This is a genomic window from Pseudomonas sp. M5A4_2d, from assembly GCF_053345295.1.
Map to the genome: position 1 here is coordinate 24,176 of NZ_JBKEZW010000005.1, position 25,644 is coordinate 49,819.

Genomic DNA, 25,644 nt, shown 5'->3' on the forward strand with positions numbered 1-25,644 from the left:
CAGAGAACCCCTCACCATGACTATCCCGAAGGCGTCACCGCAGCGGCCAGAAGATGAGAATCTTGGCGTCGCCGCCAACATGGCTTACGGCCTGCAGCATGTGCTCACCATGTACGGCGGCATCGTCGCTGTACCGTTGATCGTCGGCCAGGCGGCCGGTTTGTCGCCGGCGGATATCGGCCTGTTGATCGCCGCGTCGCTGTTTGCCGGTGGCCTGGCCACGTTGCTGCAAACCCTTGGCCTGCCGTTTTTCGGCTGCCAACTGCCGCTGGTGCAGGGCGTGTCGTTTGCCGGTGTGGCGACGATGGTGGCGATTGTCGGCAGCGATGGCGCAGGCGGCGTGCCGGCGATTCTCGGGGCGGTGATGGCCGCGTCGTTTATCGGGCTACTGATCACGCCGGTGTTCTCACGGATCACCAAGTTCTTCCCGCCGCTGGTGACTGGCATCGTGATCACCACCATCGGCCTCACATTAATGCCCGTGGCGGCGCGCTGGGCCATGGGCGGCAATAGCCGTGCGGCGGATTTCGGCAGCATGGCGAACGTCGGCCTGGCCGCGCTGACACTGGCGTTGGTGTTGCTGCTGAGCAAGATCGGCAGCGCGACGATTTCGCGTTTGTCGATCCTGCTGGCCATGGTGATTGGCACCGTGATTGCGGTGTTCCTCGGCATGGCGGATTTCTCCGGTGTGGCCCAGGGCCCGATGTTCGGTTTCCCCACACCGTTTCATTTTGGCGTGCCGACCTTCCATGTGGCGGCGATCATTTCCATGTGTATTGTGGTGATGGTGACCTTGGTGGAAACCTCGGCGGACATTCTGGCGGTCGGTGAGATCATCGATACCAAAGTCGATTCCAAGCGCCTCGGCAACGGCTTGCGCGCCGATATGCTCTCAAGCATGTTCGCGCCGATCTTCGGTTCATTCACCCAGAGTGCGTTCGCCCAGAACGTCGGCCTGGTGGCGGTGACCGGGGTGAAGAGTCGGTTTGTGGTGGCAACGGGCGGGGTGTTCCTGGTAGTGCTTGGCCTGCTGCCCTTTATGGGCCGGGTGATTGCGGCAGTGCCGACATCGGTGCTGGGCGGTGCCGGGATTGTGCTGTTTGGCACGGTAGCAGCCAGTGGTATTCGCACGCTGTCCAAGGTGGATTACCGCAACAACATGAACCTGATCATCGTCGCAACGAGCATCGGTTTCGGCATGATCCCCATCGCTGCACCGAACTTTTACGACCACTTCCCAGCCTGGTTCGCGACGATTTTCCATTCGGGTATCAGTTCGTCGGCGATCATGGCGATCCTGTTGAATCTGGCGTTCAACCACTTTACCGCCGGCAACTCCGATCAGCAGTCGGTGTTTGTGGCGGGGACTGAGCGCAGTGTGTACTTCCACGATGTGGCGGCATTGCGCGATGGGGATTACTTCAGTGGCGGTAAGATGTTTGATGCCGAAGGGAAGGAGATTCCGGTGCTGGCCGAGGTGCCCAGGAAGTCCGTAAAACCTGAGACCACTGAAGTTTGAAGGGGGGGGAGGTGGTTTGCCTGCGTTCGGCCATCGTGGTTAACGGGGCCTGTCAGATCAAGATCAACAGCAGATCAAAAGCAGAGCACGGCGGCCTGGTAGCCGACCTGAGTGGTTGAAGCAAAAGCAGGGCAGAAGCAGGGCAACACCACTTCTGCCTGATGAAATGAGTTCCGAATGTGGGAGCGGCGGTGCGACGATTCGACCTGCTCGCGAATGCGGTGGGGTCAGTTACAAATAAGCTGCCTGACCCACCGCATTCGCGAGCAAGCCCGCTCCCACAATTTTGACCGAGTTTAGCTGCCAGCACCGCAGTGCTCTGCTTTTCTGTGGGAGCTGGCTTGCCTGCGATGCAGACACCTCGGTCCACCAAGTACACCGAGTTGATGCTATCGCAGCGGTTCGGCGGTCCGACAAGCCCGCTCCCACATTGAACCTGTTCAGCGCTCGGGATTCAGGGTTTCCAGGCCGCCGCATTCACCAGGTTTTTCGGCCGTTCACCCGACAATGCCGCCAGCAGATTATCCACCGCACAGCGTGCCATCGCTTCCCGCGTTTCGTGGGTCGCCGAACCGATATGCGGCGTGGCCACCACGTTATTCAAGCGCAACAACGGCGAGTCGTGATTCAGCGGCTCACGCTCAAACACATCCAGCCCCGCCGCCCGAATCGTGCGTTGCTGCAGTGCCTCGACCAGCGCGGCTTCATCGACGACTTTGCCCCGAGAAATATTGATAAAAATCGTCTCGGGGCCCATCTGTGCAAATTCCTCAGCGCCAATCAATTTCTCGGTTTCAGCCGTGAGCGGCAGTGTCAGGCAGACAAAGTCGGCCTCCTTGAGCAACGCCACCAGGCTGCGGTACTGCGCGCCGAAGCGCTCTTCTACCAACGGCTTGGGCGAGTGGCTGTGGTAGATCACCGGCATGCCGAAACCGAAATGCCCGCGTTGGGCCAGGGCTTCACCGATGCGGCCCATGCCGATAATGCCTAGCGTTTTGCCGTGCACGTCGCTGCCGAAATGCGAGGGGCCGATGTTCTTGTTCCATTGGCCGGCGCGCACCATATCGGCGAGTTCGACCACGCGGCGGGCAGTGGCCAGGATCAGCGCAAAGCCGGTGTCCGCCGTGGTTTCGGTGAGTACGTCCGGGGTGTTGCTGAGCAGGATGCCGCGTTGGGTCAGGTAGTCGATGTCGTAGTTGTCGACACCGACCGAGACGCTGGCCACCGCTTCCAGTTTGGGTGCCAGATCGAGCAGCGTGGCGTCCAGGCGCAGGCTGGCACCCAGCAGGCCGTGGGCGGTGGGCAGGGCGTCACGCAGTTTGGCCAGGCCGGGTTCGTCCAGCGCGTCGATCAACGTGACGTCGGCGTGCTCGTGCAGGCGGGCCATCAATGGCGCCGAGAGTTTTTTGTATAAAACGACAGATTTCTTCATCGGGTTTTTACCTTCAAATCAAAAGTAGGCGACGGCGCGCGTACACGGTCGCTGGCGCCGGGCTTGAGGAAAATCGTCAGCACCACCGCGAACATCAATGCGCCGCTCATCAGCAGGTAGGAGGCGCCGGGCGAACCGGTGCTGCTATTGAGGTAACCCACCAGGTACGAACCACCGAACGAGCCGAGCGCGCCCATGCTGTTGATCAGCGCCATGGCGCCACCGGCAACGTTGGCCGGCAGGATCTCCGGGACAATGGCGAAGAACGGGCCATAAGGCGCATACATGCAGGCCCCGGCGATCACCAACAGGGTGTAGGACCACCAGAAGTGCTCGGCGCCCAGGGCGTAGGACGCGTAGAAAGCGATGGACGCAATCAGCAACGGCGGCCACACAAAACGTTTACGTTTTTGCAGTTTGTCCGAGCCCCAGGACACCGCGAGCATACCGATGACGGCTGCCAGGTAAGGCAGCGCGGACAGCCAGCCCGCTTCGACCATGTCCATCTGCAAACCAGCCTTGAGAATCGACGGCAGCCACAGCACAAAGCCATACACGCCGATGCTCCAGCAGAAAAACTGCAGGGCCAGGATGATCACCTTGGGCGAGCGAAAGGCTTCGGCGTAGTTTTTCACGGCCTTGATGCCGACTTGCTCGGCGGCCAGGGCGGTTTCCAAATCCTGCTTCTGTGCGTCACTCAGCCACTTGGCATCCTTGGGCCGTTCGTCAGCCAGGCGCCACCAGATAAACGCCCAGATCACCGCCGGCAGGCCTTCAACGATAAACATCCAGCGCCAACTGAAATGCTGCACCAGGTAGCCCGACACCACCGACATCCAGAGCATGGTCACCGGGTTGCCGAGGATCAGGAACGTGTTGGCCCGCGAGCGTTCGGCACGGGTAAACCAGTGACACAGGTAGACCAGCATCGCCGGCATCACCGCCGCTTCCACCACCCCAAGCATGAAGCGAATGGCGATCAACATATAGGCGTTGGACACCACGCCGGTCAGGGTGGCCAGGCCGCCCCACAGGATCAGGCTGACGAAAATCAGTTTTTTAACGCTGCGTTTCTGCGCGTAGATAGCCCCCGGCACCTGGAAAAAAAAGTAGCCGAGAAAGAACAGCGCCCCCAGCAACGACGACATGCCGGGGGTGATCATCAAGTCTTCGGCCATCCCGGAGGCGGCGGCGAAGCCGTAGTTGGCGCGGTCCAGGTACGCCAGGCTATACGTGATAAACACGATGGGCATGATGTACCACCAGCGGCGGGTGGCGAGTTTCAAGGTGTCCATGGGGTTGCTCCTGAGCTTGTTGTAGTTGTGGCAACAGGGTGTGGGTCATGCAACGGATCGAGTGAGTAACTCCGCACGGGTGGGCAGGCCTTCCATATCTCCGCGGCTTTGCACGGCGCGGCTGCCGATCCAGTTGCCGCGCTGTACGGCCTCGGGGAAGCTGAGGTTGTCGAGCAAGGCGCTGATCATGCCGACGGCAAAACCATCACCGGCGCCGACGGTGTCCACGACTTTTTCCACCGGCACGGCGGCGACAAAGCCCTGGTCCATCTGGGTGCGGTAGTAGGCACCATCCGGCCCAAGCTTGATGGCCACGGCTTCGGCACCCTGGTCGAGGTAGAAGGCGGCGATGTCGGCCGGGTCGTCGAAGCCGGTGAGCAAGCGGCCCTCGCTCAAGCCGGGCAAGACCCAGTCAGCCAGACTTGCGAGGGCGTTTATCTGGCGAATCATCTGTTGCTGATTGGCCCACAGAGACGGGCGCAGGTTCGGGTCGAATGACACGCTGCGCCCGGCCTTGCGCATCTGCGTCATCAGCGCTACGGACAGCTCGCGGGTGGCCTCGGACAAGGCCGGCGGAATGCCGGTGGCATGCAGGTGCCGCGCTTGCAGCAGGGCGGGGCGAATGTCGGCAATCGACAAATGACTGGCGGCCGAGCCTTTGCGGAAATATTCCACTTGAGGGTCTGCGCCAGTCTCTTCGCGGGATTTGAACTGAAAGCCGGTGGGGTGCAGCGGATCGACCGTCACATGGTGACAATCCAGGCCTTCTTTTTGCAGGGTGTCGATGACAAACCGGCCGAGGGAATCAGCCCCGACCCGGCTCAGCCAGGCGACATTGAAACCCAGGCGCGACAGGCCAATAGCCACATTGCTGTCGGCCCCGGCAATGCGTTTGTGGAACTGGGCCACCTCGGCCAGGTCGCCGGTCTGTTCGGCGACAAACATCGCCATGGTTTCACCAAACGACAGGATATCGATCTCAGACATGGGCATTCTCCGCACGGGGCTGGCCAAGGAGGGCGAGGGCGGCGACCTGTTGCGCGGTGACTTCGGTCAAGTCATCACCTTGCAACGGGAATTCCACGGCCCTGGTAATACCTTGAGTCATATGCTTGAGCAGTTGTTCCCACAGATGCAGGTCGGTGGCGCTGGGCGGCAAGGCCATCAGCTTGCCGTCCTGGCGACGCGCCACGGCCTTGCAGTGCAGGTAATCCACGTGCCGGCCCAGCAGGCGTGCGGCGGTGAGGGCGGATTGGTCTTGCCACTGCCAGTTGCCGATGTCGAAGGTCATTTTGACCGGCACACCCAGGCGTTCAACCTCGGTGAAGAACCGTTGCATCGGCTCGATGCGCCCGCCGTGCAGGGTCTGGTCGTTTTCCACCAGCAATTGGACCGGGTGGCGGTTGAGCAGGGCGTGCAGGCTTTGCAGGTCGTTGGTGTCGGTGAAGTAGCCGAGGGAGACTTTCAGCCAGCGTGCGCCGAATGCCTGCGCGCGGTCCAGGGTGGCGGCGAGTTCGGCATTCGGCTGGGCGCGCCCGGCGACCCAGAGTTCCAGCGGCGACGAAAACACCGATTCCAGGCCTTGCTCAGCGGCTGCCTGGGCGAGGACGGCGGGTTGTTCGGTGGTCAGCAATTCTTCACGCCATTCGATGCGCTGGGCGCCGGCAGCATTGAGCAACGCGACAAAACTCAATTGGCCCTGCTGGCGTACCAGGTCAGCGCCGTAGCTGGAAAGGCTGATGGAGACGGGGTACTTATGCATTGTTGTTTACCTCTGAAACCGGTTTCATTTTTATACACAAAACAGCGGTGAGCGATGGCTTGCCTGCGATGGCGGTGAATCAGTCGATTACTGCTTCGGCTGAGAACCCGCGATCGCAGGCAAGCCAGCGCCCACAGGGGATTGAGTTGAGCCGCGAATGATCAGTTGCGGCAAAAAGTCCAGGGTGCGCGTCGGTGCGTCATCGCCACGCAGGCGTTTGAGCAGGCAGTCGAAGGCGCTGGCGCCGATCGCTTCGGTCGGCTGGGCGAGGGCGGTGATGCCGTTGCCTACCAGCGGGTACCAGTCCAGGTCATCCAGGGCGATCAGGCCGACCTCATCAAACAGGTTGCAGCCTAACGACGTGAGCGCGCGGGTACAGGCCAGCGTGGCGATACCGTTGGCGCAGAACAAGGCTTTGGGGTCGGGCTTGGCAAGAAAGGCCTGCAGACGATTTTCCAGCTCGCCATCGAGTTCCAGCACGGCGCCGGTCAACCCTGGGCGACTGGCAATCTCTGCCTTGAAGCTGGTTTGGCGTTCCAGTCGCGAACTGGTGCCATCGGCCGCTTCGCTCACCAGCAACACATCGCGATAACCCTGCTGTTCGAGATGCTCCACGGCCATGCGTACCGCCGCGAAGTTATCCAAACCCACCATGTCGCTGTGCAGCGGCTCGACCTTGCGGTCGACCAGCACCAGCGGCATTTCCTGTTGCAACTCCAGCAACTGGTCGAGGTGATGGCCAAGGGTGTTCACGATCAACCCTTCGATGTTGTACGAACGCAATGCTGCCAGATGCTGGCGCTCCTGCTCGTCATCGCGGTCGGTGTTGCACACCACCAGGCTGTAGCCGTGTTGGCGGCAGGCGGTTTCGACGCCGTGCATCACGGCAATGGAATAGGGGTTGCGGATATCGGCCACCAGCATGCCGATCAGGCGAGTGCGCCCACGTTTCAAGCCCCGCGCCATTTGGTTAGGGCGGTAGCCGAGTTCGCTGATCGCCTGTTCGATGCGCAGGGCAATGGCGTCGGAGAGCAAGGCGCGGTCATCACCGATAAAACGCGAGACGCTGGCTTTGGACACACCGGCGCGCTCGGCGACGTCGAGCATGGTCACGCGGCTGCGCTGGGCGGCGGAAAAAGAAGTCACGGTTGCAGGCCTTTCTTATTGGAGGTTGTGGAGCTTTGAAACCGGTTTCAGGAGACCTCAACAACGAAAGTACGTCAAGTGTATTTCAGTGCAAATGTGCAATCAGCCGGTGGCTCGGCCCGACGAGTGGCGGCGCTACCTGTTAGTTCTGACAGTATCCGAACAGCAGCGTTAAGTATTCAATCCTGTCTAACGTAGTTGGTAATAGCCATTCACACATGCGTCGGAGAACACCATGGGCAACAGTTCAGCAGATGATGCTATCAACAAAGGAAATGCCGCAGGTTTGGCCGCTGTGGCGCCTGTTCCGACATTGCCTGCACCTGACATAAGCAACGTAGAGCCCGATGGATTAATTCTAATAAAATATCTATTTGACGATTTGGTCGTTAAGTTAACCAAGCCTTGGCAATTTTTGCCCCAACTCGGCGAGAGCGACTTTGTGACCTTCATATGGCACGTCGAGGGCAGCGTCGCGTTTGATCTTGAACCGATTGAGTTGGTAGGGCCTATTACCGCGGATGATTTTCCTGTTGAGGTAACGATACCTCAGGCTTATTTTCTCAACAGTGCGAAGGTGCGTGTTTCTTACCGTGTTAATAACTTGTTTGTTGACAGCGAGGTTTTTGAAGTTTCGTCCGACAGGACAATTATTATCGACAGAGTTGCGCCGGGGGGCGGCCAAGTGCTTAACGCCGCCAGGTTTCTACTCGATCCTATTACAGAGTACGATTCAAGCAATGCCACGGCTGAGGTCGACGTGCCCGGCGATTACCTTGATCGGAAAGCGTTCGACACGGTTTTATGTTATTTAAGTGACCGAGACACACTGCCTACACGTCCTGCCATCCATGAGCAATCATTTGCTGCTGTGAGTGGCTCTATGCGTGTGAATATCCCGATGGCGGAGATTCGCAAGTTTGCCGGCGCGCCCCTGCTGTATTTCTTTTATCGTCTGCGTGACCGTGCGGGGAATATCTCTGCTCAATACTCATTCGTTGCGAGTACCGGCCTGCAGTTGAATGCCCCGCCCGCCAACCTGTCGATACCTGAAGTGCCGGCTTATGATTCCGATTTGCTGGTTAATCGGGAGGACGCACGTCGTATTGTCTCGGTCAGGGTGCGTCACTACGACAACCTGTTGGCAGATGATCAGTGTGTGGTCGAGTGGGACGGTATTAAGCTCCCGGCGGTGGCTGTCACCACGTTGCCATTCACGGTCAGCGTTGATTGGAATGTGTTGATCGCCAAAGGCGCGAACCTGCGCCGAATCATTGACTTGCCCGTGCGCTACTCCATTCTCCGCGCAGGCGATACGGTGGGCCCAGGCATCATCTCCCCAGTGAAACGGGTCACTGTGGACATGACGATTGCAGGCCAGGAAAATTCTCAGGCGCCCGCGCTGCTGAACCGCCAATTGGCCCTGGTTAACATCCATGGCGCGGTCTCCCAGATTCCCAACCGTCTGGACAGCAGTGATGCCAACCAGCCGGTGAGAGCTTCGTTTACCTTGTTCGACAACCCGGTGCAGGGTGAGCACGCCTTGCTTTTCTGGCCTGGCCAGGCGGCACCGGTAGCGACTTATCTGGTTAAGCCGGGTGACGTCGGCGGGAAGATCGTCGACTTTGACAATCGAATTGATTGGCAGGTGATTCAGGCCGCAGGCAGTAATGCGACCACCCTTGTGAATTACCAGACCGATAATGGTGTGAACCAACAGTTATCGCCTGATCAAACGGTTTTTGTCAGTCTTACTCCGCCCATTAGTTACCCAAAACCCAGCTTTCCTCAGACGGCGCTACACCCTAATAAATGGTTGGCGTGTGCTGCGAAAGTGTGGGAAGGCATTAAAGTGGTGGTCAACCCCGCACCGAATGTTCTGCAACCGGGAGACCGGGTCGTGTTGACATGGCAGGGCTATCTAAACTACCCGGATCGTAATCCGCTTCCTGCAACCGCCGACACCTTTGAATATGTTTGGGCGGCGGGCGATACGACCCACGAATTCATAATTAAGCCTTATGAAACGCTGATCAGGCCATTAAGTGATTATGCCGGGGGGGCAGCCCGTTACAGTGTGCTGCGCAATGGCATCGTGTTAGGGGTATCGGCAACCGCCTACGTGCCGATTGATCGTAAGTACAGCACGGGTAATTACTGCGGGCCGAACGGTGTAGGGCCTGGGGATAAATAAGAACGGCTGTTTTCAAAGATTGCGGTGGAGAGGGCGACAGGCACTCTTCATCACGAACTTCTTCGTCTCTAATAATGGTATTGGCGGGCGCGGAAAGAAGTAACGCTGTAAATGGTCGGCAGCGCTTTAATGCACGTTGACTGTCTGTGTTTGTTCGGCATTCATATCAAATAATGATGGAGAATATGAAATGGGCACTAATATATCTGCAAGAGCTGCTTCACTACTTGCCGGTCCGTCTACGCTGGATCCAACGTCGATCGTAGAGACACTGAATCCCTCGACGGGCCTTATTTCAGCAGCGACCGCAAGAGTGGGGATCAACCTTACCTGCCCCCTGGGTCAAGTATCGGACGATGGTGACTGGATCGAGGTTCAAATACAGGACCTCGACAAGCCGCTACCCAATTGGGTCACGGTACATGGCCCTGTCCAATTTATGCTGCCGACAGCAGGCAATTCCATTAATGTGCCGATCCCCGCCCCCGTCGGTGCGGGTGGGTTCGTGCATGGTCGATTTCAACTGCGGCACCTGTTGTATGTGAACTCGTTTGATGACAATGGGGCGGACGTTCCCAGCGACTCGCTTGAGTTTTCGCCAGGGACGCCTTTCACGGTCGACAGGATTGCTCCGTACGCCAGTCTCGCAGGTCGCGATGCGCCACCCGCCGCGATTTACACGGGCTCTTTACCTCCGGGTGCGCCTCTTACCCAGACTGTTATCGACGCTGATGGGGGGCTGCCATTTACCATTCCCGATAACACCTACTCGATCCAAAGCGGGCAATGGGCACTCGGCGATACCATCCAGTATTACTGGAGCCAAAGCCTGGTTCCACAGCCTGCGTTTGAGGTCGGGGCGCAAACCCCTCCGCGGCTGATGCTGCAAACCGGCAACCTGTTTACACTGCTTGCAAGCGCTATCGTCGGCAGCGGCACTTGGTTTTTTTACTACGTCTGCACCGATGCGGCGGGGAATGTAAGCCGGCCATCGGTCGTTAGTTCCTTCGCGGTATCGCTGCTGCCGGCGCCGGAGCAAAAGGAAATTTTCATTCCTTTGGCACCGGCGCCGGAGGGTGGCAGTCTCGATAATTTGCTCAATATTGCTGACTACGTTGCAGTTATCGAGGCCCATGTTCGACCCTACTTGAACCATCAGCCAACCCTGGATCAACTTCAGTTGAGATGGGGCACACAACCCTACACCGCGTTATCGCCTACGTTCACCACCTTTCCGCTGGTATTCTCGGGAACAACCCTGAACACGTTGATTAAGGCTGACTATGCGAACAGGAAAGGGCCGCAGCCGACGGACGTGCAATATCGAATAGTACGGAACGGTGAAAACTTCGACTCGCTCATTAAAACGGTCAACGTCGACTTGAGTGTGGCGGGCCCGGAAAACCCAGGAGAGCCTGGCAGCAGGAACCCCGCGTTGAATCAAGCGCATATCTTTGGCGAAGGTTCGCTTGTGCCGGATGTGCTGACCGCCGCACATGGCAATAAGCCCATTACTGTGCAGATTGTGTTGTGGACGGTTCAAGAACTACCGCAGCCTGGGCAGTGGATTCATGTTGTTGGGGATGACGGCATTGCAGTGCAGCCGCCATTTCAAATCACCACTCAACTTCCCGGCGACACGATCACCTTTCAAATCCCATGGAGTGCCGGATTAATCAAGGCTAACGGACCTCAGAACATTCATTATTTCGTCGCAGCCTCGGCAACGCCGGCAGCCACCGATAACGTCAACAGGGCGCCGGATACACCGATCACGGTGACAGACGCTGTGATGGTTTCACTGGCGCCGCCTCAGTTTGTACGTGTACTTGGCACCGGCCCGAGCACCATTTGGAACTGCGATTCGTTCGGACCAAGGCCGCAAGTGACTCCACCTAATTATGACGGGCAGATCTTTGTGCCTGGGGACACACGGTTTGTATTGGGTACGACACTGACGTTGGCCGTTCGGGCATTCACCCCGCGCACCGGGACGCCGACAGCCGACCAGTTGCAGACCTTCACTACACCTATCACGACAGCCGTTATAACCAGTGGTTTCACGTTCACCGTGCCGTTCGCATTGCTCAAGGTCGCTCGATTGGGGCGCGTAGAGGTGACCAGCATCGCCCCGCTCACCGGTAACGTCAGCGGACGCGGGAATGCCGGTGTGAATGCATGCTCGGTGTTGTCGAACTCGTACTGCGACTTTAGTCCACTGTAGTTTCAGCGCTTCAGGTAAACGGTCGGTATGGCTTCGCCTCCTCTCTTGGAGGGCGGCGAAGCCTCTGGCTATTTTTTGTTTAATCGGCCACTAAACGCACAGGCTTTTATCAGAGGTTTAAGGGATTATTCCTACAGAATGTCGGATGTTTACTCCTTACTCTGTGCGCCTCAGAGGTAAGGCTCTATTCCCAGGGATAAGCCGAACCGTTTTCGTAGGCTTCACCCAAAGAGTGATTGACCATGTCGGCACTGAATACATTCGAACTCAAGCCATTGAGTGCGATGATGAAAGTCCCCACCATTACATTCTGTCTGTTTGCTGCGGTGCATGGGCAAGCGCAAGCGGTTCAGTTGAATGGTGAACAAAGAGCCATTAACGCCACTGAGCAAACGACGGATTGGCAATTGTTCAACTCGTCCACCCTGGATATGAACAGCGCAACGGCAACCAATATTGCACTTGCGAGCTCTACGCTGAACATGAACAGCGGCAGTCTGGCCAATGATGTTCGTGCGACTGTAGGGTCCACGGTTAATATCAACTCGGCTACAGTTTCTTCGAATAACTCGCTGTTTGGCGCCGTGCGTCTCGAACAAAGTGCAGCCTTTATCAATAACAGCACTGTCACCAATGCGGGCGGATCAGGTCTGCAAGCACTGGGTGCTGCCGGTGCGGGGAACGGCTCGTTTGTAGAGGTCAGCAACAGCACTATCAGCGGCGCTACCGGTGGCGCGCAAGCGACCAGCGGCAGTGAGTTGAACTTCAAGCAAAACACCTTGGTACAAGGTACGGGTGCGGGGAGCTTCGGCCTTTCCCTGCAAGGTGCCACGGCGACCGCCAGCCAAAGCTCCATCATCGGCCAGGGCAACGGGGTGTCATTCACCCGGGGTCGTTTCGACACCACTGATGGCAAGTTGGTATTGGACCAATCCAGCGTAGAGGGTCGGACCGGTTCCGCGCTCTCGGTCAGGGGGACGTCAGGTGGCGCCCCTATCGTGGAAATTGATGTGCGCAATGGCTCCACGTTGACGGGCGGCGACGGCAATGTGCTGAGTGTCTCGGGCGGTGGTTCTGCGACGATGAATGTTGATAACAGCCGCTTGATCGGTAATGTGGTTGCAGACGGCACCAGCACAGCCCATTTGAACCTGCAAAACAACGCCGAGTTGACTGGCCAGTTGCAGAATGTCTCCAGTTTGAGCGTGGGTAACGCTTCCAATTGGAACATGACCGGCGACAGCCAGGTTGGTTCACTGAACATGGCCGGCGGTACGGTGACCATGGGGGCTGCTGATGCCTTCTATCAACTGAACCTTAATACGCTTGCCGGTAATGGCATGTTTGTCATCGGCACGGATTTCGCGCAGGGCAAGACGGATTTCATCAATGTCACCGGCGAAGCCACCGGCAATCACAGCCTGTTGCTGTCTGCCAGCGGTGCTGAGCCGGTCAACCCCGACCAGGTTCGCGTGGTCCATACGGGCGGCGGTGATGCGCAGTTTTCCCTGGCGAATGGCCCGGTCGACGCCGGTGCGTTTGCTTATGACTTGAAAAAAGAAGGGACTGATTGGTACCTCGATCCGGAAACCCGTGTGAAAAGCAACAGTACCCGCGTGGTCACGGCTGTGTTCAATACCGCGCCGACCGTGATGTACGGCGAAGAGGCCTCCTTGCGCGCCCGTATGGGCGAGTTGCGTTTCGAGCCGGGCCAGGCGGGCCTCTGGATCCGCGCCTTCGGTAATAAATACAACGTGTCCGAACGTTCGGGTACCGGCTATACGCAGAATCAGCGGGGTTTCGCCATTGGGGCGGACATGCCGTTGGCGGACAGTCAATGGCTGGTCGGTGTAATGGCCGGTCACAGCACGTCTGACCTCACCCCAGCTCGCGGCTCATCCGGTACCGTCAAGAGTTACTTCGTGGGTGCTTATGCAACCTGGATGGACCAGGAAAGCGGTTACTACTTCGATACGGTAGCCAAGGCAAACCGATTCCAGAACGAGGCCAAAGTAACGCTCAGTGACACTACCTCGACCAAAGGTAACTACAGCAACGTGGGCGGCAGCGTCTCAGCGGAGTTCGGTCGCAATATCAAACTGGATGATGGCTGGTTTGTTGAACCTTATGGCCGACTGTCAACCATTGTGGTCCAGGGCGGCACTTACAACCTGAAAAATGGCCTGGAAGTCGACGGTGAGCGCACCCGTTCACGTATCGCCGAGGCCGGCGCGACGGTGGGGCGTGACATTCAGCTCGACAGCGGCACCCTTATTCAGCCGTACCTGCGTGCGGCCATGGTCCACGAGTTCGCCAATAATAATAAGGTCGCGGTAAACAACCAGACCTTCAACAATGATTTGTCCGGCTCGCGCAGTAAGTTTGGTGCCGGTGTGGCGGTGAAGTTTTCGCAGAATATGCAACTGCATGCCGACCTTGAGACCAGCGTCAGTAATAAAATCGACCAGACCTTGGGTGCCAACGTTGGCGTACGTTATTCCTTCTAATCTAAAGAGGCGCACATAAAAAAGCCCTGATCGAAAGATCAGGGCTTTTGTTTGAGGGCTGAGATTAAGTATTCTGTTTCAGATGGAAGTTGATGTTGACTGGATGAGCAGGGTCATCAGTCTGTCCACGCACATAGCCTTTTACTTCAAAAGGGCTCAGTGACAGCGTTTCAATATACAAGGATGCTTCCGTGCACTGGATGGCTACAGGCGGGGTAGCAGTTTTGAAAGAAATCCAGGCCGTGGTAGATTTCTGGCCCTGCAACGTCAGTTCTTTATTGAGTTCGATACTGCTCGGGAACTGGATGAACACCTCTTCCTCCACGCTGCAGTCGTCATGTTTGTCAATGAGGAGCACATCAATTGTGTCGTCATAGACATTCCATTTTCCGGTGGTGGTTTTAAAAACGTGATCACCAATCGTTCCCTCCACTTCGCCAGTTGCGTCGCGGGGTTTCGGGATATCACTTGCCAATTTCAGTTGTGCTGACATGATCGCCTCTCCATCAATGAAGTTTATGCAAAACCCAGAAGCGCAGTGGCTCCTGACTATACGTATCAAGCAGCAAAAAGAAGCGTTAGGTAACTGTCAGAAGTCACAGTTTACAACAACGTCTTTATCTTTTTTGTTTAGCCGCCTGTGAGGGGTGTTCTACTAAAACCGTAACGCGCCATTTTTGAATGACTCACGCTATTAAATGCCTTTCTCCAGCGGTGTCTACTGTCATATTTGACAGTCTAAAGAAGAGTTTTTTAATAACTTTTTTGATCCCTGTCAGCTTTTGATCATGGCCAGCGTCCCGGACTGGAATCTCGGGCTCAACTGAACAGACCCGCAGCGATATTGATCGAGAAACCGAGGATGGCGGTGTTGAACAGGAAACCAATCAACGACTGCCCCAGCACGACCTTGCGCATTTCTCGGGTGGCCACGCCCACATCCGCCGTCTGCACCGCCACACCAATGGTGAACGAGAAGTACAGGAAGTCCCAATAGTTGGGGTTACGCAAACCTTCGGCAAAGCGCAGCGCCGGCTCGTCACCGTCCCACGTGTAAAAAAGCCGCGCGTAATGCACGCTGAAAATCACGCCCGTCAGCAACCATGAACCGATCACCGTCATACCGGTAAAACCGTAATGCAGCAGGCGCGCGGTGCTGTCCAGGTCTTTGCTGCCCACCAGGTTCAGCGTGATGGTCGCCAGGCTGGCGATCGCCGCGATGCACACCATGAACAGCACCAATCCTGCGTTTTCATCCTCAATCTCGGCGAAGCGTTTGACGTCGTCGGCACGAGAGCGGCTGGTTAGCCACAGCATCAGTATCAGGTAGGTCCAGACGCCGGCGTTCCAGCCGATGAGGATTTTGCTGATGATCGTGTCGGCGGGCGCCAGGATGCCCACGGCAAGGCCCAGGACGGCGGCGGCGGAGAGGCGAGGGTGGGTGCGGGCGAGGAAGGCCATAGGTGCTCACAACAGGGGAGGTTGTGAGCACCATAGCGCATTTTCAAACGGCTTATGAACGCTTGCGCACCAGCTTCATGACGACCACAAAGAACACCGGCACAAACACCACCGCCAGTGTTGCGGTGATCATCCCGCCTATCACGCCCGTGCCGATCGCCTGCTGGCTGGCCGAGCTGGCACCGGTGGCAATGGCCAACGGCACCACGCCGAGGATAAAGGCGAGCGACGTCATGATGATGGGCCGTAAACGCAGGCGCGCGGCTTTCAAGGTGGCGTCGATCAAGTCTTCGCCCTGCTCATACAAGTCCTTGGCGAACTCGATGATCAGGATCGCGTTCTTCGCCGACAAGCCAATGATGGTGATCAGGCCGACCTTGAAGAACACATCGTTAGGCATGCCGCGCAAGCTCACCGCCAATACGGCGCCGAGCACACCCAGCGGCACCACCAACAATACCGACGTTGGAATCGACCAGCTTTCATACAGCGCGGCCAGGCACAGAAACACGATCAACAGCGACAGGCCCAACAGCAATGGCGCCTGGGACCCGGACAAGCGTTCCTGCAACGACAAACCGGTCCATTCCTGGCCCAGGCCCGCCGGCAGTTGGCTGACCAGGCGCTGAATTTCTTCCATCGCCTCACCGGTGCTGTGCCCCGGTGCTGCTTCACCGCTGATGGCGATGGCCGGGTAGCCGTTGTAACGCGTCAACTGCGCAGGGCCCTGGGTCCATTTGGCTTCGACGAATGCCGACAACGGCACCATCTTCCCGGCGTTGTTGCGCACGTTGATCTTCATCAAGTCCGCCACCTGGCTGCGCTGGTCGCCTTCGGCCTGCACGACCACCCGCTGCATGCGGCCCTGGTTGGGGAAGTCGTTGACATAGGCCGAGCCGATGGCCGAGGACAGCACATTCCCTACGTCCGCGAAGGAGACCCCAAGGGCGTTGGCCTGCTTGCGGTCAACCTGCAACTGCACTTGCGGCGCTTCAGCCAGGGCGCTTTCGCGCACGTTGGCCAGGATCGGGCTTTTCTCGGCGGCCGCCAGCAACTCGGTACGCGCCTGCATCAACGCGGCATGGCCGACACCGCCACGGTCCTGTAAACGGAACTCGAAACCGCTGGAGGTGCCAAGGCCGTCCACAGGCGGTGGCAGGATCGCAAAGGCAATCGCATCCTTAAGCTCGCCGAAAGCGGCGTTGGCGCGGTCGGCAATGGCCGAGGCCGAATCCTCGCTGCTGCGTTTCGACCAATCCTTGAGCGTGGTAAACGCCAGCGCCGCGTTCTGCCCGGAACCGGAAAAACTGAAGCCCATGATCATGGTGGTATCGCCCACCCCAGGCTCCTCGGCGTTATGCGCTTCGATCTGCTCGGCCACCTGCACCGTGCGGTTCTTGCTCGCACCCGGCGGCAACTGGATATCGGTAATGGTGTAACCCTGGTCCTCCACCGGCAGGAACGAAGAGGGCAGGCGGCTGAACATCCACCCCAGGCCCACCAGCAATACCAGGTAGATCAGCAGGTAACGGCCGCTGCGCTTGAGGGCATAGGCCACCCAGCCTTCATAACGGTCCGTGAAGCGTTCAAAACGTTTGTTGAACCAGCCGAAAAAGCCGCTTTTGGCGTGGTGCTCGCCCTTGGCAATCGGTTTAAGCAAGGTCGCGCACAAGGCCGGGGTCAACGTCAGGGCGAGGAACGCCGAGAACAGGATCGAGGTTGCCATCGACAGCGAGAACTGCTGGTAGATCACCCCGACCGAACCCGGCATGAACGCCATTGGCAGAAACACCGCGACCAACACCAGGGTGATACCGACGATAGCCCCGGTAATCTGGCCCATGGCCTTGCGCGTGGCCTCTTTGGGCGACAAACCCTCGGTGACCATGATGCGCTCGACGTTCTCCACCACCACAATCGCATCGTCCACCAGGATGCCGATCGCCAGCACCATGCCGAACATGGTCAGCACGTTGATCGAGAAGCCCAGCAACAACATGGTGGCAAAGGTGCCCATCAGTGCAATGGGCACCACCAGCGTCGGGATCAAGGTATAGCGCACGTTCTGCAGGAACAGGTACATCACCGCAAACACCAGCGCCATCGCCTCGAGCAAGGTGTAGACCACTTTGGTAATCGAGACCTTGACGAAAGGCGAGGTGTCGTACGGGATCTTGTACTCCACGTTGGCCGGGAAGTAGCGCGACAGCTCGTCCATCTTCGCCCGCACCAGGGTCGCCGTTTTCAGCGCGTTGGCGCCCGGCGACAGCTGCACACTGACGGCGGTGGAGGGCTTGCCGTTCAGGCGCGTGGAGAACTGGTATTCCTGGCTGCCGATCTCCACCCGCGCCACGTCGCCGATACGCACGGTGGAGCCGTCAGGGTTGGCTTTGAGCACGATGTCGGCGAATTCCGCCGGCGTCGACAGTTGGCCCTTGACCAGGATGGCGGCGGTGATTTCCTGGGTCTTGGTACCCGGCAAATCACCGATGCTGCCCGCCGAGACCTGGGCGTTCTGCGCGCTGATTGCAGCGTTCACGTCGGCCGGGGTGAGGTTGAAGCCGATCAGCTTCTGCGGGTCGATCCAGATACGCATGGCGCGCTCGGCGCCATACAGCTGGGCTTTGCCCACACCGTCCAGGCGCTTGAGCTCGTTCATCACGTTGCGTGCCAGGTAATCGCTGAGCGCGACGTCATCGAGCTTGCCGTCGTTGGAGGTCAGGGTGACCAGCAGCAGGAAGCCGGCGGAAACCTTTTCCACCTGCAAGCCTTGCTGGGTCACCGCTTGCGGCAAGCGCGGCTCTACCGCTTTAAGGCGGTTTTGCACATCAACCTGGGCCATTTCCGGGTTGGTGCCCGGCTGGAAGGTGGCGGTGATCGTGGCCGAACCCAGGCTGCTCTGGGATTCGAAATACAGCAGGTGATCGGCGCCGTTGAGCTCCTGCTCAATCAGGCTGACCACGCTTTCATCCAGGGTCTGGGCCGAAGCGCCCGGGTACACCGCGTAGATTTCCACCTTTGGCGGCGCTACGTTGGGGTACTGCGCCACTGGCAACTGCGGGATGGCGAGCGCGCCGGCCAGCAGGATAAACAGGGCGACCACCCAGGCGAAAATCGGGCGGTCAATAAAGAACTGCGGCATGGCGGGTTATTCCTTTACGAGCTGGCCAGGGGCCGGGCTGTCGTCCACTTCGACTTTTTCACCGGGGCGCGCGTGTTGCAGGCCTTCGACGATGATGCGGTCACCGGGCTTGAGGCCGCTGCTGACGATCCAGCGATCCTCGACGACCGCGCCTAGCTCCACCGGCTGTTGGCTGACGGTCTGCTCGGCGTCCAACAGCAGCACCATCGGGATGCCGGCGCTGTCGCGCGTAATGGCGCGTTGCGGCACGCTGATGCCTTGCTTATCAACCGCTTGTTCCAGGCGCACGCGCACAAAACTGCCGGGCAGCAGGTCGAGGTCCGGGTTGGGGAACTCGCTGCGCAGGATGATTTGCCCGGTGCCCGGGTCGACGCTGATCTCGGCAAATAGCAATTTGCCCGGCAGCGGGTACAGGCTGCCGTCGTCCTGAATCAGCGTGGCCTTGGCCTGGTCCTGGCCGACCTGCTTCAAGCTGCCGGCACGAAAGGCGCGGCGCAGGTCATTCAGCTCGCGGGTCGACTGGGTCAGGTCGGCGTGAATCGGGTCCAGTTGCTGGATGATCGCCAGTGGCGTGGCTTCGTTCTGGCCCACCAGTGCACCTTCGGTCACCAGCGCGCGGCCGATTCGGCCGGAGATCGGCGCAGTGACGGTGGCGTAGCCCAGGTTCAGCTTCGCACGCTCGACGGCGGCTTTGTTGGCGGCGACTTCGGCGTTGGTCTGGCGCACGGCGGCGCGGGCATTGTCGTAGTCCTGGCCGCTGATGGCATTGCCTTCTACCAACTGGCTGTAGCGCTGTTCTTGCAGGCGTGCCTGGAAGGCATTGGCCTGGGCCTTGTCCAGGTTGGCCCGAGCGCTGTCCAGGTCAGCCTTGAACGGGGCCGGGTCAATGCGAAACAGCACATCGCCCTGTTTCACGTCGTGGCCTTCCTTGAACACGCGTTGCATGACCACGCCAGCGACCCGTGCACGCACTTCGGCAATGCGTGGTGCGGCGATTCGCCCGCTCAGTTCGCTGGTGATGGAGAGGGGTTTGGCCTGCAGGGTTTCGATGCGGACTTTGGCCAAGGGCATTTCCGGCGCGTCATCGGCCGACTTGCCACAAGCACTCAGTGCCAGCGTCAAGGCCAGCAGGCAAAACGGCGCAAACAGATTCTTCGACATGCTCATATCCCAATATTGACTGGCGCATCCTAAAGTCACCTGCGCCGCGGTGCTGTGAAGCTCTGTAGCCCGTCTGTGAAGAAATGTAAGGTGCGGCGCGCTGAGCGCCGGGGGCGTATATCCTTGCACAATCCTGCAACACACCAACAAACCGCATTATTTGGAAACACCATGCCCAACATCCTTCTGGTGGAAGATGACGCCGCGCTCTCCGAGCTGATTGCCAGTTACCTGGAACGCAATGGCTACCACGTCAGCGTACTCAGCCGTGGCGATCACGTGCGCGAGCGCGCACGCCTCAACCCGCCGGACCTGGTGATCCTCGACCTGATGTTGCCGGGGCTTGACGGCCTGCAGGTGTGTCGCTTGCTGCGTGCCGACTCGGCGGGTTTGCCGATCCTGATGCTCACCGCGCGAGACGACAGCCACGATCAGGTGCTTGGCCTGGAAATGGGCGCTGACGACTATGTCACCAAGCCCTGCGAGCCGCGCGTATTGCTGGCGCGAGTGCGCACCTTGTTGCGCCGCAGCAGCCTGTCCGACCCCCAGGTTGCCAACGACCAGATCATCATGGGCAACCTGTGTATCGACCTGTCCGAACGCACGGTGACGTGGCGCGAGCAAGCGGTGGAGCTGTCCAGCGGTGAATACAACCTGCTGGTGGTGCTGGCCCGGCATGCCGGTGAAGTGCTCAGCCGCGACCAGATTCTGCAACGCCTGCGCGGTATCGAGTTCAACGGCACCGACCGCTCCGTGGACGTGGCCATTTCCAAGCTGCGCCGCAAGTTCGACGACCATGCCGGCGAAGCGCGCAAGATCAAGACCGTGTGGGGCAAGGGTTACTTGTTCAGCCGCTCCGAGTGGGAATGCTGATCCATGTTTCGTGCGCTGCTACGCCTCTACCTGATCACCATCGTCACCTACAGTGCGGCGATCTACCTGATTCCCAAACTGGTGATCAAGGTGTTCGAACATCGCTACATGAACTACAACGTCGAGCAGAGTCGCGGTCAGCAAAAGCTGATCGTCGAACACTATCTGCGCGTGCCGGTGGAGCACTGGTCAGAGGTCACCGCGCAACTGGGCCGTGATTTTGCGCCGCTGAAAGTGCAACTGCTGCTGCGCCAGGACGCGAGTTACACCCCTGAAGAAGAGCACCTGCTGGAGCAAGGCAAACCGGTGATCCGCCTGGGAGAGTGGGGCTGGATGGATCAAATCAGTTCACCGGTCAACGATCAATTTGTGGTCAAGCTGACGATCCCGCCCGACCCGCTGGACATGAACCTGCTGTACTGGTCGATGAACGTGTTGATCGGTGCTGCGCTGCTGGCGTGCCTGCTGTTTTGGTTGCGCCCGCACTGGCGCGACCTGGAGCGCCTGAAGACCACCGCCGTCCAGTTGGGCAGGGGCAACCTGGCTGAGCGTACGCACATTCCGGCCAGGTCCAACATCGGCAGCCTGGCCACGGTGTTTGACACCATGGCCGACGATATCGAGCGCCTGCTCAACCAGCAGCGCGACCTGCTCAATGCCGTCTCCCACGAACTGCGCACGCCGCTGACGCGCCTGGACTTCGGCCTGGCCCTGGCCCTGTCGGAAGACTTGCCCCAGGCCAGTCGCGAACGCCTGCAAAGCCTCGTGGCGCACATCCGTGAGTTGGACGAATTAGTGCTGGAATTGCTCTCCTACAGCCGCCTGCAAAACCCGGCGCAGTTGCCGGAGCGTGTGGAAGTGGTGCTCGACGAGTTTATCGACAGCGTGCTGGGCAGCGTCGATGACGAGTTGGAAAACCCCGAGATTGTCATCGATGTAGCGCTCGACTGTGCCGTAGAGCGCGTCAGCCTCGACCCGCGCCTCACGGCCCGCGCCCTGCAGAACCTGCTGCGCAATGCCACGCGGTATTGCGACAAGCGCATCCAGGTAGGCGTCAAGGTCTGTGCCAATGGCTGTGAAATCTGGGTGGATGACGATGGCATCGGCATTCCCGTGGACCAGCGTGAGCGTATTTTCGAGCCGTTTTACCGCCTGGACCGTAGCCGCGACCGCGCCACCGGCGGCTTCGGCCTGGGCTTGGCGATCAGTCGGCGTGCGATGGAAGCTCAGGGCGGCACGTTAACGGCGCTGGCATCGCCGCTGGGCGGTGCGCGGTTTCGCGTGTGGTTGCCCAGCGTCGGCTGATCAGAGCACCTTGACGGCGCGGCCGATGGCCTGGATCGGCCCGGTCGGCTTGCCGGTCGGCGAACCACGCGGGTCTTCCAGGGTCAGCTCGAACAGCTGGTTTGGCGTGAGGGGTGGCAGTTTGTCCAAGGGCACCGACAGGGTCTGCCCCGGTTTGACCAGGCCCAGTGATACGGGACCTTGCCAGCCATCGCCTTTGGTCCAGAATTGCAGGGCCTTGTCGGCCGGCACTTCCATCACGCCCAACGGAATCAACTGGATCTGTTGAGTATTGCTGGCCTGGATGACCCAGCCCGGGGCCTGGCTTTGAGGCGCCACCAGCACCACCACAAAGGTCGGTTCAGCGCTGGGCGGGCGGGTCAGCAGCAGCGCGGCCAGTACCAGTGTGGTGACCAGCCCCGCACCGGCCAAACCGCGCCAGAGTGCAAGCAGGTTCCACCAGGGCTCGCGGGTATCGGCGCGCCCAACAGTGCGTTCGATGCGCCGCCATAGCTGTGCGGACGGGGGGACCGGTTCGGCCAATGCCGTCAGGGGCAACAGGCGTTGTTCCCAGGCGTCCACCGCCGTGCGCAACGCGGCGTCGTGTTGCAGGCGTCGTTCAACCTCGGCGCGCTGTTCAGAGGGCAGGGTGCCCAGCACGTATTCGCTGGCCAGTTCGTCCAATGGGTTACTCATGCCATGCACTCCCGCAGCGCGGCGAGGCTACGTTTGATCCAGGCTTTGACGGTCCCCAGCGGGGTGTCCAGTTTCTGCGCGATTTCACTCTGGGAATAGCCGTCGACATAGGCGTGGAGGATGCAACGGCGACGGGCCGGGTCTAGCTGTTCCAGGCAATGGTGAATCTGCCCGCTGCGTGCGCTGAACTCAACGGCGTCGTCGTCGGTGGCGAGGTCGTCATGTTCCTCGCCTAACGGCACCTCGCGGTGATGATTGCGCACGAAATTCAAGGCCAGGTGCCGGGTCACGCTGAATACCCAGCCACGCGCCGAACCGCGGGCGGGGTCGAAGCTGGCGGCGCCGCGCCAGATCTTGATAAACGCGTCGTGCACGATGTCCTCGGCCAGGGCTTTGTCGCGGGCAATGCGCAAGGCCACGCCAAGCAGACGGCTGCTGTCCTGCTCATACAGCCGACGCAGGGCGCGTTGGTCGCCACGCGCGCAGGCCAGAAGGCAGGCTTCGTAGTCAAAAGGGGTTTCAGGCAAGGACCGGGGTTTCCGCCGCAAGAACATGATCAATGCCCCGACCCAAAGGTCGGGGCGCCAACGCATTAGCCTAGCTGAATGTGCTCAGTTGGCTGCCCAGAATATGTAGTCGGCCTGGTATTTCACCACTTCCTGCTTGCCCTTGTTGGCGGCGGTGCACGCGGTACTCGGCGCCACGCCCCCTTTAAGAGCGACCCGCTGGATATAACTCACGCCAGTCATCGCACCCTTGCCCTCGGCCGGGTTGGCCTTGACCAACTGATAGGGCAGGTTGCCCGTACCCGACGGCGCCACCGCCAATTGGGTGCCGGTGACCTTCGAACCGTCCTTGGCTTGCCAGGTGGCCGGCGGGCCGAAGTAGGTGCCCATTGGCTTGCCGCTGCGGTCATTCAGTACCGCTTTGGGGCCGACGAAGGTCCATTCGGTCTGGCCGGCAGCGTTAGCTTTGTCGCGGCATTCGTAGGTGATTTCGCCGACGCCGGTGGTCTCCAGCGCCACCTTGTGGCCATCCGGCACCTTGATGCTGTCGGGTAAACCGGTTTGGGCAAAGGCGGTGGGGGCGCCGAGGAGCAAACCAGTCAGGCAGAGCAATACTTTAGCGTTCATCGGGACTTCTCCATTGAGTAGAACAGCAGGGTTGCTGTGGGTACTACCCATGAGCCGCCTGATTGGATGCACCGGTTAGAAAATAAAATGCGAAGGGCGCACACTGTGCACCCGCTTTACCCGAGGAGAGATTGGCAATGACTGGTATTCACGCGTCTGCTCAACAAGGGTTTTCTACCCAGGCCGTCGCTTACGCCCACGGTCGACCGGACTATCCACGGCAACTCACCGGCTGGTTGAGCGACACACTAGGTATTAGCGCGCAGTCGACGGTCATCGACCTGGGCGCCGGCACCGGCAAGTTCACCCGCTTGCTCAATACCCTGGCGCCCACGCTGATTGCCGTGGAGCCGGTGCCGGCAATGGGCGCGCAGTTGAGCAAGCTGCTGCCGGATGTGCACCTGGTCAATGGCACCGCCGAAGCGATTCCGCTGGAAAGCGCCGTTGCGGATGCGGTGGTGTGCGCACAAGCCTTCCACTGGTTTGCCACCGAGGCGGCCGTGGCGGAAATCCACCGGGTACTCAAACCGGATGGACGCCTGGGATTGGTGTGGAATGTGCGCGACGAGTCGGTGGATTGGGTCGCCGCCATGACTGAAATCATCACGCCATACGAAGGCGACACGCCGCGCTTCCACAGCGGCCGTTGGCGCGAAGCCTTCACTGGCGAGTATTTTTCCGCGCCCGAAATCACCTGCTTTCCCTATCAACATGTGGGCAGCCCTCAGGAAGTGATCATGGATCGCTTTCTGTCGGTGAGCTTCATCGCGGCGCTGCCTGCCGCGCAAAAGGCCACGGTGACTGCGCAATTGCTCACGCTGATCGACACCCATCCTGCGTTGCGCGGGCGCGATACGGTCGCTTTTCAGTACCAGACTCAAGCCTACGTCTGCCGTCGGCTGACAGAAAAAGCATAAAGTCAGATCATATTGATATAAGTCGTTATAAGAAAAATCGCTATCCTGCGGCCAGAAATTTATAAGGCCGCGGGTAGCTGCAATGGATGTGGGTAATATTGGTTTTGTAATCGCTGGCCTGATCGTTGGTTTTATCGTGGGCATGACGGGTGTAGGCGGCGGCTCTTTGATGACCCCGATCCTGTTGTGGTTCGGCATTAACCCGGCCACCGCCGTGGGCACCGACCTGTTGTACGCCGCCATCACCAAGTCCGGTGGTGTGCTGGTACACAGCAAGAACAAGAACATCGACTGGACCATCACCGGCTGGCTGACCCTGGGCAGTGTGCCCGCCGTGCTGCTGACCTTGTGGTTCCTCGCCAGCCTGCACACCGACCCCAGCGCGATGAACGCGGTGATCAAGCAAGCCCTTGGCGTGGTGCTGCTGTTGACCGCCCTGGCGATCCTGTTCAAGAAAAGCCTGTTGGCCTTCGCCCAGCGCCATGCCGGCGATGACTACCACATGAGCCCGCGTAACCTGAACGCGCTGACGGTGGTCACCGGCGCAATTCTGGGCACCATGGTTGCCTTGACCTCTATCGGCGCCGGCGCCCTGGGTACCGTCGCGCTGTTTATCCTGTACCCGTTTCTGGCTACCCGACGTTTAGTCGGCACCGAGATCGCCCATGCCGTGCCGTTGACCCTGGTGGCGGGCCTGGGCCACGCCAGCATGGGCAATATGGACTGGCACCTGCTGGGCTTTTTGCTGATGGGGTCGCTGCCGGGGATTTACCTCGGCAGCCACATGACCGGCAAAGTCCCGGACGGCGTATTACGCCCATGCCTGGCGATCATGTTGATGACCATCGGCTACAAGCTGGCGTTCTAAGGCGTAGGCCATTCAAGTGTGGGAGCGGGC

The 25,644-nt window shown here is 59.4% G+C and carries 20 protein-coding genes; 8 read left to right on the forward strand and 12 right to left on the reverse strand.

From position 1 onward, the window contains the following. Window positions 1–16: 16 nt before the first annotated feature. Complete coding sequence (locus ACLBW8_RS14905; RefSeq protein ID WP_447805681.1) at window positions 17–1,519, forward strand: nucleobase:cation symporter-2 family protein; 1,503 nt, start codon at window positions 17–19, stop codon at window positions 1,517–1,519. Window positions 1,520–1,973: 454 nt separating this feature from the next. On the opposite strand, the gene ACLBW8_RS14910 is transcribed toward ACLBW8_RS14905, so the two are convergent. The 5 genes from ACLBW8_RS14910 to ACLBW8_RS14930 form a co-directional block, all read right to left on the reverse strand. Then, a complete protein-coding gene (locus ACLBW8_RS14910) occupies window positions 1,974–2,951 on the reverse strand; it encodes an NAD(P)-dependent oxidoreductase (RefSeq protein WP_447805682.1) in 978 nt (325 codons plus the stop codon). Next, on the reverse strand, window positions 2,948–4,246 hold the full coding sequence (locus tag ACLBW8_RS14915) for an MFS transporter (RefSeq protein ID WP_262667745.1): 1,299 nt from the start codon (window positions 4,244–4,246) through the stop codon (window positions 2,948–2,950). Before ACLBW8_RS14915 ends, ACLBW8_RS14910 begins: the two co-directional genes overlap by 4 nt. A gap of 45 nt (window positions 4,247–4,291) precedes the next feature. Then, complete coding sequence (locus ACLBW8_RS14920) at window positions 4,292–5,233, reverse strand: sugar kinase (protein ID WP_447805683.1); 942 nt, start codon at window positions 5,231–5,233, stop codon at window positions 4,292–4,294. Next, window positions 5,226–6,008: a sugar phosphate isomerase/epimerase family protein gene (locus tag ACLBW8_RS14925; RefSeq protein ID WP_447805684.1), complete on the reverse strand. Its 783-nt coding sequence runs from the start codon at window positions 6,006–6,008 to the stop codon at window positions 5,226–5,228. Before ACLBW8_RS14925 ends, ACLBW8_RS14920 begins: the two co-directional genes overlap by 8 nt. An 87-nt stretch (window positions 6,009–6,095) precedes the next feature. Beyond that, window positions 6,096–7,154, reverse strand: coding sequence for a LacI family DNA-binding transcriptional regulator (locus ACLBW8_RS14930; RefSeq protein WP_447805685.1), 1,059 nt, complete (start codon window positions 7,152–7,154; stop codon window positions 6,096–6,098). Window positions 7,155–7,389: 235 nt separating this feature from the next. Between ACLBW8_RS14930 and ACLBW8_RS14935 the strand changes: the two genes are divergently transcribed. The 3 genes from ACLBW8_RS14935 (at window position 7,390) to ACLBW8_RS14945 (ending at window position 14,079) form a co-directional block, all read left to right on the forward strand. Then, on the forward strand, window positions 7,390–9,348 hold the full coding sequence (locus tag ACLBW8_RS14935; protein ID WP_447805686.1) for a hypothetical protein: 1,959 nt from the start codon (window positions 7,390–7,392) through the stop codon (window positions 9,346–9,348). Window positions 9,349–9,538: 190 nt separating this feature from the next. Further along, window positions 9,539–11,572 carry a hypothetical protein gene (locus tag ACLBW8_RS14940; RefSeq protein ID WP_447805687.1) on the forward strand — a complete coding sequence of 678 codons (2,034 nt, stop codon included), beginning with the start codon at window positions 9,539–9,541 and terminating at the stop codon, window positions 11,570–11,572. A gap of 242 nt (window positions 11,573–11,814) precedes the next feature. Continuing rightward, a complete protein-coding gene (locus ACLBW8_RS14945) occupies window positions 11,815–14,079 on the forward strand; it encodes an autotransporter outer membrane beta-barrel domain-containing protein (protein WP_447805688.1) in 2,265 nt (754 codons plus the stop codon). 64 nt (window positions 14,080–14,143) lie between these two features. Here ACLBW8_RS14945 and ACLBW8_RS14950 read toward each other — a convergent pair whose 3' ends face one another. From ACLBW8_RS14950 to ACLBW8_RS14965, 4 genes are all read right to left on the reverse strand, one after another. Then, on the reverse strand, window positions 14,144–14,572 hold the full coding sequence (locus ACLBW8_RS14950) for a hypothetical protein (RefSeq protein ID WP_447805689.1): 429 nt from the start codon (window positions 14,570–14,572) through the stop codon (window positions 14,144–14,146). Between the two features lie 326 nt (window positions 14,573–14,898). Then, window positions 14,899–15,540 (reverse strand): DUF1345 domain-containing protein, encoded by a 642-nt coding sequence (locus ACLBW8_RS14955; protein ID WP_447805690.1) that lies wholly within the window; start codon window positions 15,538–15,540, stop codon window positions 14,899–14,901. Between the two features lie 52 nt (window positions 15,541–15,592). After that, on the reverse strand, window positions 15,593–18,682 hold the full coding sequence (locus tag ACLBW8_RS14960; RefSeq protein ID WP_447805691.1) for a multidrug efflux RND transporter permease subunit: 3,090 nt from the start codon (window positions 18,680–18,682) through the stop codon (window positions 15,593–15,595). 6 nt (window positions 18,683–18,688) lie between these two features. Continuing rightward, entirely contained in the window at window positions 18,689–19,843 is a 1,155-nt protein-coding gene (locus ACLBW8_RS14965; protein ID WP_064454925.1) for an efflux RND transporter periplasmic adaptor subunit, read from the reverse strand. Between the two features lie 171 nt (window positions 19,844–20,014). Here ACLBW8_RS14965 and ACLBW8_RS14970 point away from each other — a divergent pair, with 171 nt between their 5' ends. Both ACLBW8_RS14970 and ACLBW8_RS14975 read left to right on the forward strand, forming a co-directional pair. Further along, window positions 20,015–20,716 carry a response regulator transcription factor gene (locus ACLBW8_RS14970; protein ID WP_053256356.1) on the forward strand — a complete coding sequence of 234 codons (702 nt, stop codon included), beginning with the start codon at window positions 20,015–20,017 and terminating at the stop codon, window positions 20,714–20,716. 3 nt (window positions 20,717–20,719) lie between these two features. Further along, window positions 20,720–22,021: an ATP-binding protein gene (locus tag ACLBW8_RS14975; protein ID WP_262667754.1), complete on the forward strand. Its 1,302-nt coding sequence runs from the start codon at window positions 20,720–20,722 to the stop codon at window positions 22,019–22,021. Here the strand turns inward: ACLBW8_RS14975 and ACLBW8_RS14980 are convergent, their stop codons facing one another. The 3 genes from ACLBW8_RS14980 to ACLBW8_RS14990 are packed head-to-tail and all read right to left on the reverse strand — an operon-like array spanning window position 22,022 to window position 23,829. Beyond that, window positions 22,022–22,696, reverse strand: a complete 675-nt coding sequence (locus tag ACLBW8_RS14980; RefSeq protein WP_447805692.1) for an anti-sigma factor — start codon at window positions 22,694–22,696, stop codon at window positions 22,022–22,024. Continuing rightward, a complete protein-coding gene (locus tag ACLBW8_RS14985; protein ID WP_447805729.1) occupies window positions 22,693–23,250 on the reverse strand; it encodes a sigma-70 family RNA polymerase sigma factor in 558 nt (185 codons plus the stop codon). Before ACLBW8_RS14985 ends, ACLBW8_RS14980 begins: the two co-directional genes overlap by 4 nt. Window positions 23,251–23,307: 57 nt before the next feature. Further along, a complete protein-coding gene (locus ACLBW8_RS14990; RefSeq protein WP_447805693.1) occupies window positions 23,308–23,829 on the reverse strand; it encodes a DUF3455 domain-containing protein in 522 nt (173 codons plus the stop codon). Window positions 23,830–23,966: 137 nt separating this feature from the next. Here ACLBW8_RS14990 and ACLBW8_RS14995 point away from each other — a divergent pair, with 137 nt between their 5' ends. Further along, a complete protein-coding gene (locus ACLBW8_RS14995) occupies window positions 23,967–24,746 on the forward strand; it encodes a class I SAM-dependent methyltransferase (RefSeq protein WP_447805694.1) in 780 nt (259 codons plus the stop codon). 82 nt (window positions 24,747–24,828) lie between these two features. Then, window positions 24,829–25,614 (forward strand): sulfite exporter TauE/SafE family protein, encoded by a 786-nt coding sequence (locus tag ACLBW8_RS15000; RefSeq protein ID WP_064452156.1) that lies wholly within the window; start codon window positions 24,829–24,831, stop codon window positions 25,612–25,614. The last annotated feature ends 30 nt before the right edge of the window (window positions 25,615–25,644 follow it).

Coding starts and splice junctions, on each gene's coding strand:
- ACLBW8_RS14905 (WP_447805681.1), top strand. CDS start 17: ATGACTATCCCGAAGGCGTCACCGCAGCGGCCAGAAGATGAGAATCTT.
- ACLBW8_RS14910 (WP_447805682.1), bottom strand. CDS start 2,951: ATGAAGAAATCTGTCGTTTTATACAAAAAACTCTCGGCGCCATTGATG.
- ACLBW8_RS14915 (WP_262667745.1), bottom strand. CDS start 4,246: ATGGACACCTTGAAACTCGCCACCCGCCGCTGGTGGTACATCATGCCC.
- ACLBW8_RS14920 (WP_447805683.1), bottom strand. CDS start 5,233: ATGTCTGAGATCGATATCCTGTCGTTTGGTGAAACCATGGCGATGTTT.
- ACLBW8_RS14925 (WP_447805684.1), bottom strand. CDS start 6,008: ATGCATAAGTACCCCGTCTCCATCAGCCTTTCCAGCTACGGCGCTGAC.
- ACLBW8_RS14935 (WP_447805686.1), top strand. CDS start 7,390: ATGGGCAACAGTTCAGCAGATGATGCTATCAACAAAGGAAATGCCGCA.
- ACLBW8_RS14940 (WP_447805687.1), top strand. CDS start 9,539: ATGGGCACTAATATATCTGCAAGAGCTGCTTCACTACTTGCCGGTCCG.
- ACLBW8_RS14945 (WP_447805688.1), top strand. CDS start 11,815: ATGTCGGCACTGAATACATTCGAACTCAAGCCATTGAGTGCGATGATG.
- ACLBW8_RS14950 (WP_447805689.1), bottom strand. CDS start 14,572: ATGTCAGCACAACTGAAATTGGCAAGTGATATCCCGAAACCCCGCGAC.
- ACLBW8_RS14955 (WP_447805690.1), bottom strand. CDS start 15,540: ATGGCCTTCCTCGCCCGCACCCACCCTCGCCTCTCCGCCGCCGCCGTC.
- ACLBW8_RS14960 (WP_447805691.1), bottom strand. CDS start 18,682: ATGCCGCAGTTCTTTATTGACCGCCCGATTTTCGCCTGGGTGGTCGCC.
- ACLBW8_RS14965 (WP_064454925.1), bottom strand. CDS start 19,843: ATGTCGAAGAATCTGTTTGCGCCGTTTTGCCTGCTGGCCTTGACGCTG.
- ACLBW8_RS14970 (WP_053256356.1), top strand. CDS start 20,015: ATGCCCAACATCCTTCTGGTGGAAGATGACGCCGCGCTCTCCGAGCTG.
- ACLBW8_RS14975 (WP_262667754.1), top strand. CDS start 20,720: ATGTTTCGTGCGCTGCTACGCCTCTACCTGATCACCATCGTCACCTAC.
- ACLBW8_RS14980 (WP_447805692.1), bottom strand. CDS start 22,696: ATGAGTAACCCATTGGACGAACTGGCCAGCGAATACGTGCTGGGCACC.
- ACLBW8_RS14985 (WP_447805729.1), bottom strand. CDS start 23,250: ATGTTCTTGCGGCGGAAACCCCGGTCCTTGCCTGAAACCCCTTTTGAC.
- ACLBW8_RS14990 (WP_447805693.1), bottom strand. CDS start 23,829: ATGAACGCTAAAGTATTGCTCTGCCTGACTGGTTTGCTCCTCGGCGCC.
- ACLBW8_RS14995 (WP_447805694.1), top strand. CDS start 23,967: ATGACTGGTATTCACGCGTCTGCTCAACAAGGGTTTTCTACCCAGGCC.
- ACLBW8_RS15000 (WP_064452156.1), top strand. CDS start 24,829: ATGGATGTGGGTAATATTGGTTTTGTAATCGCTGGCCTGATCGTTGGT.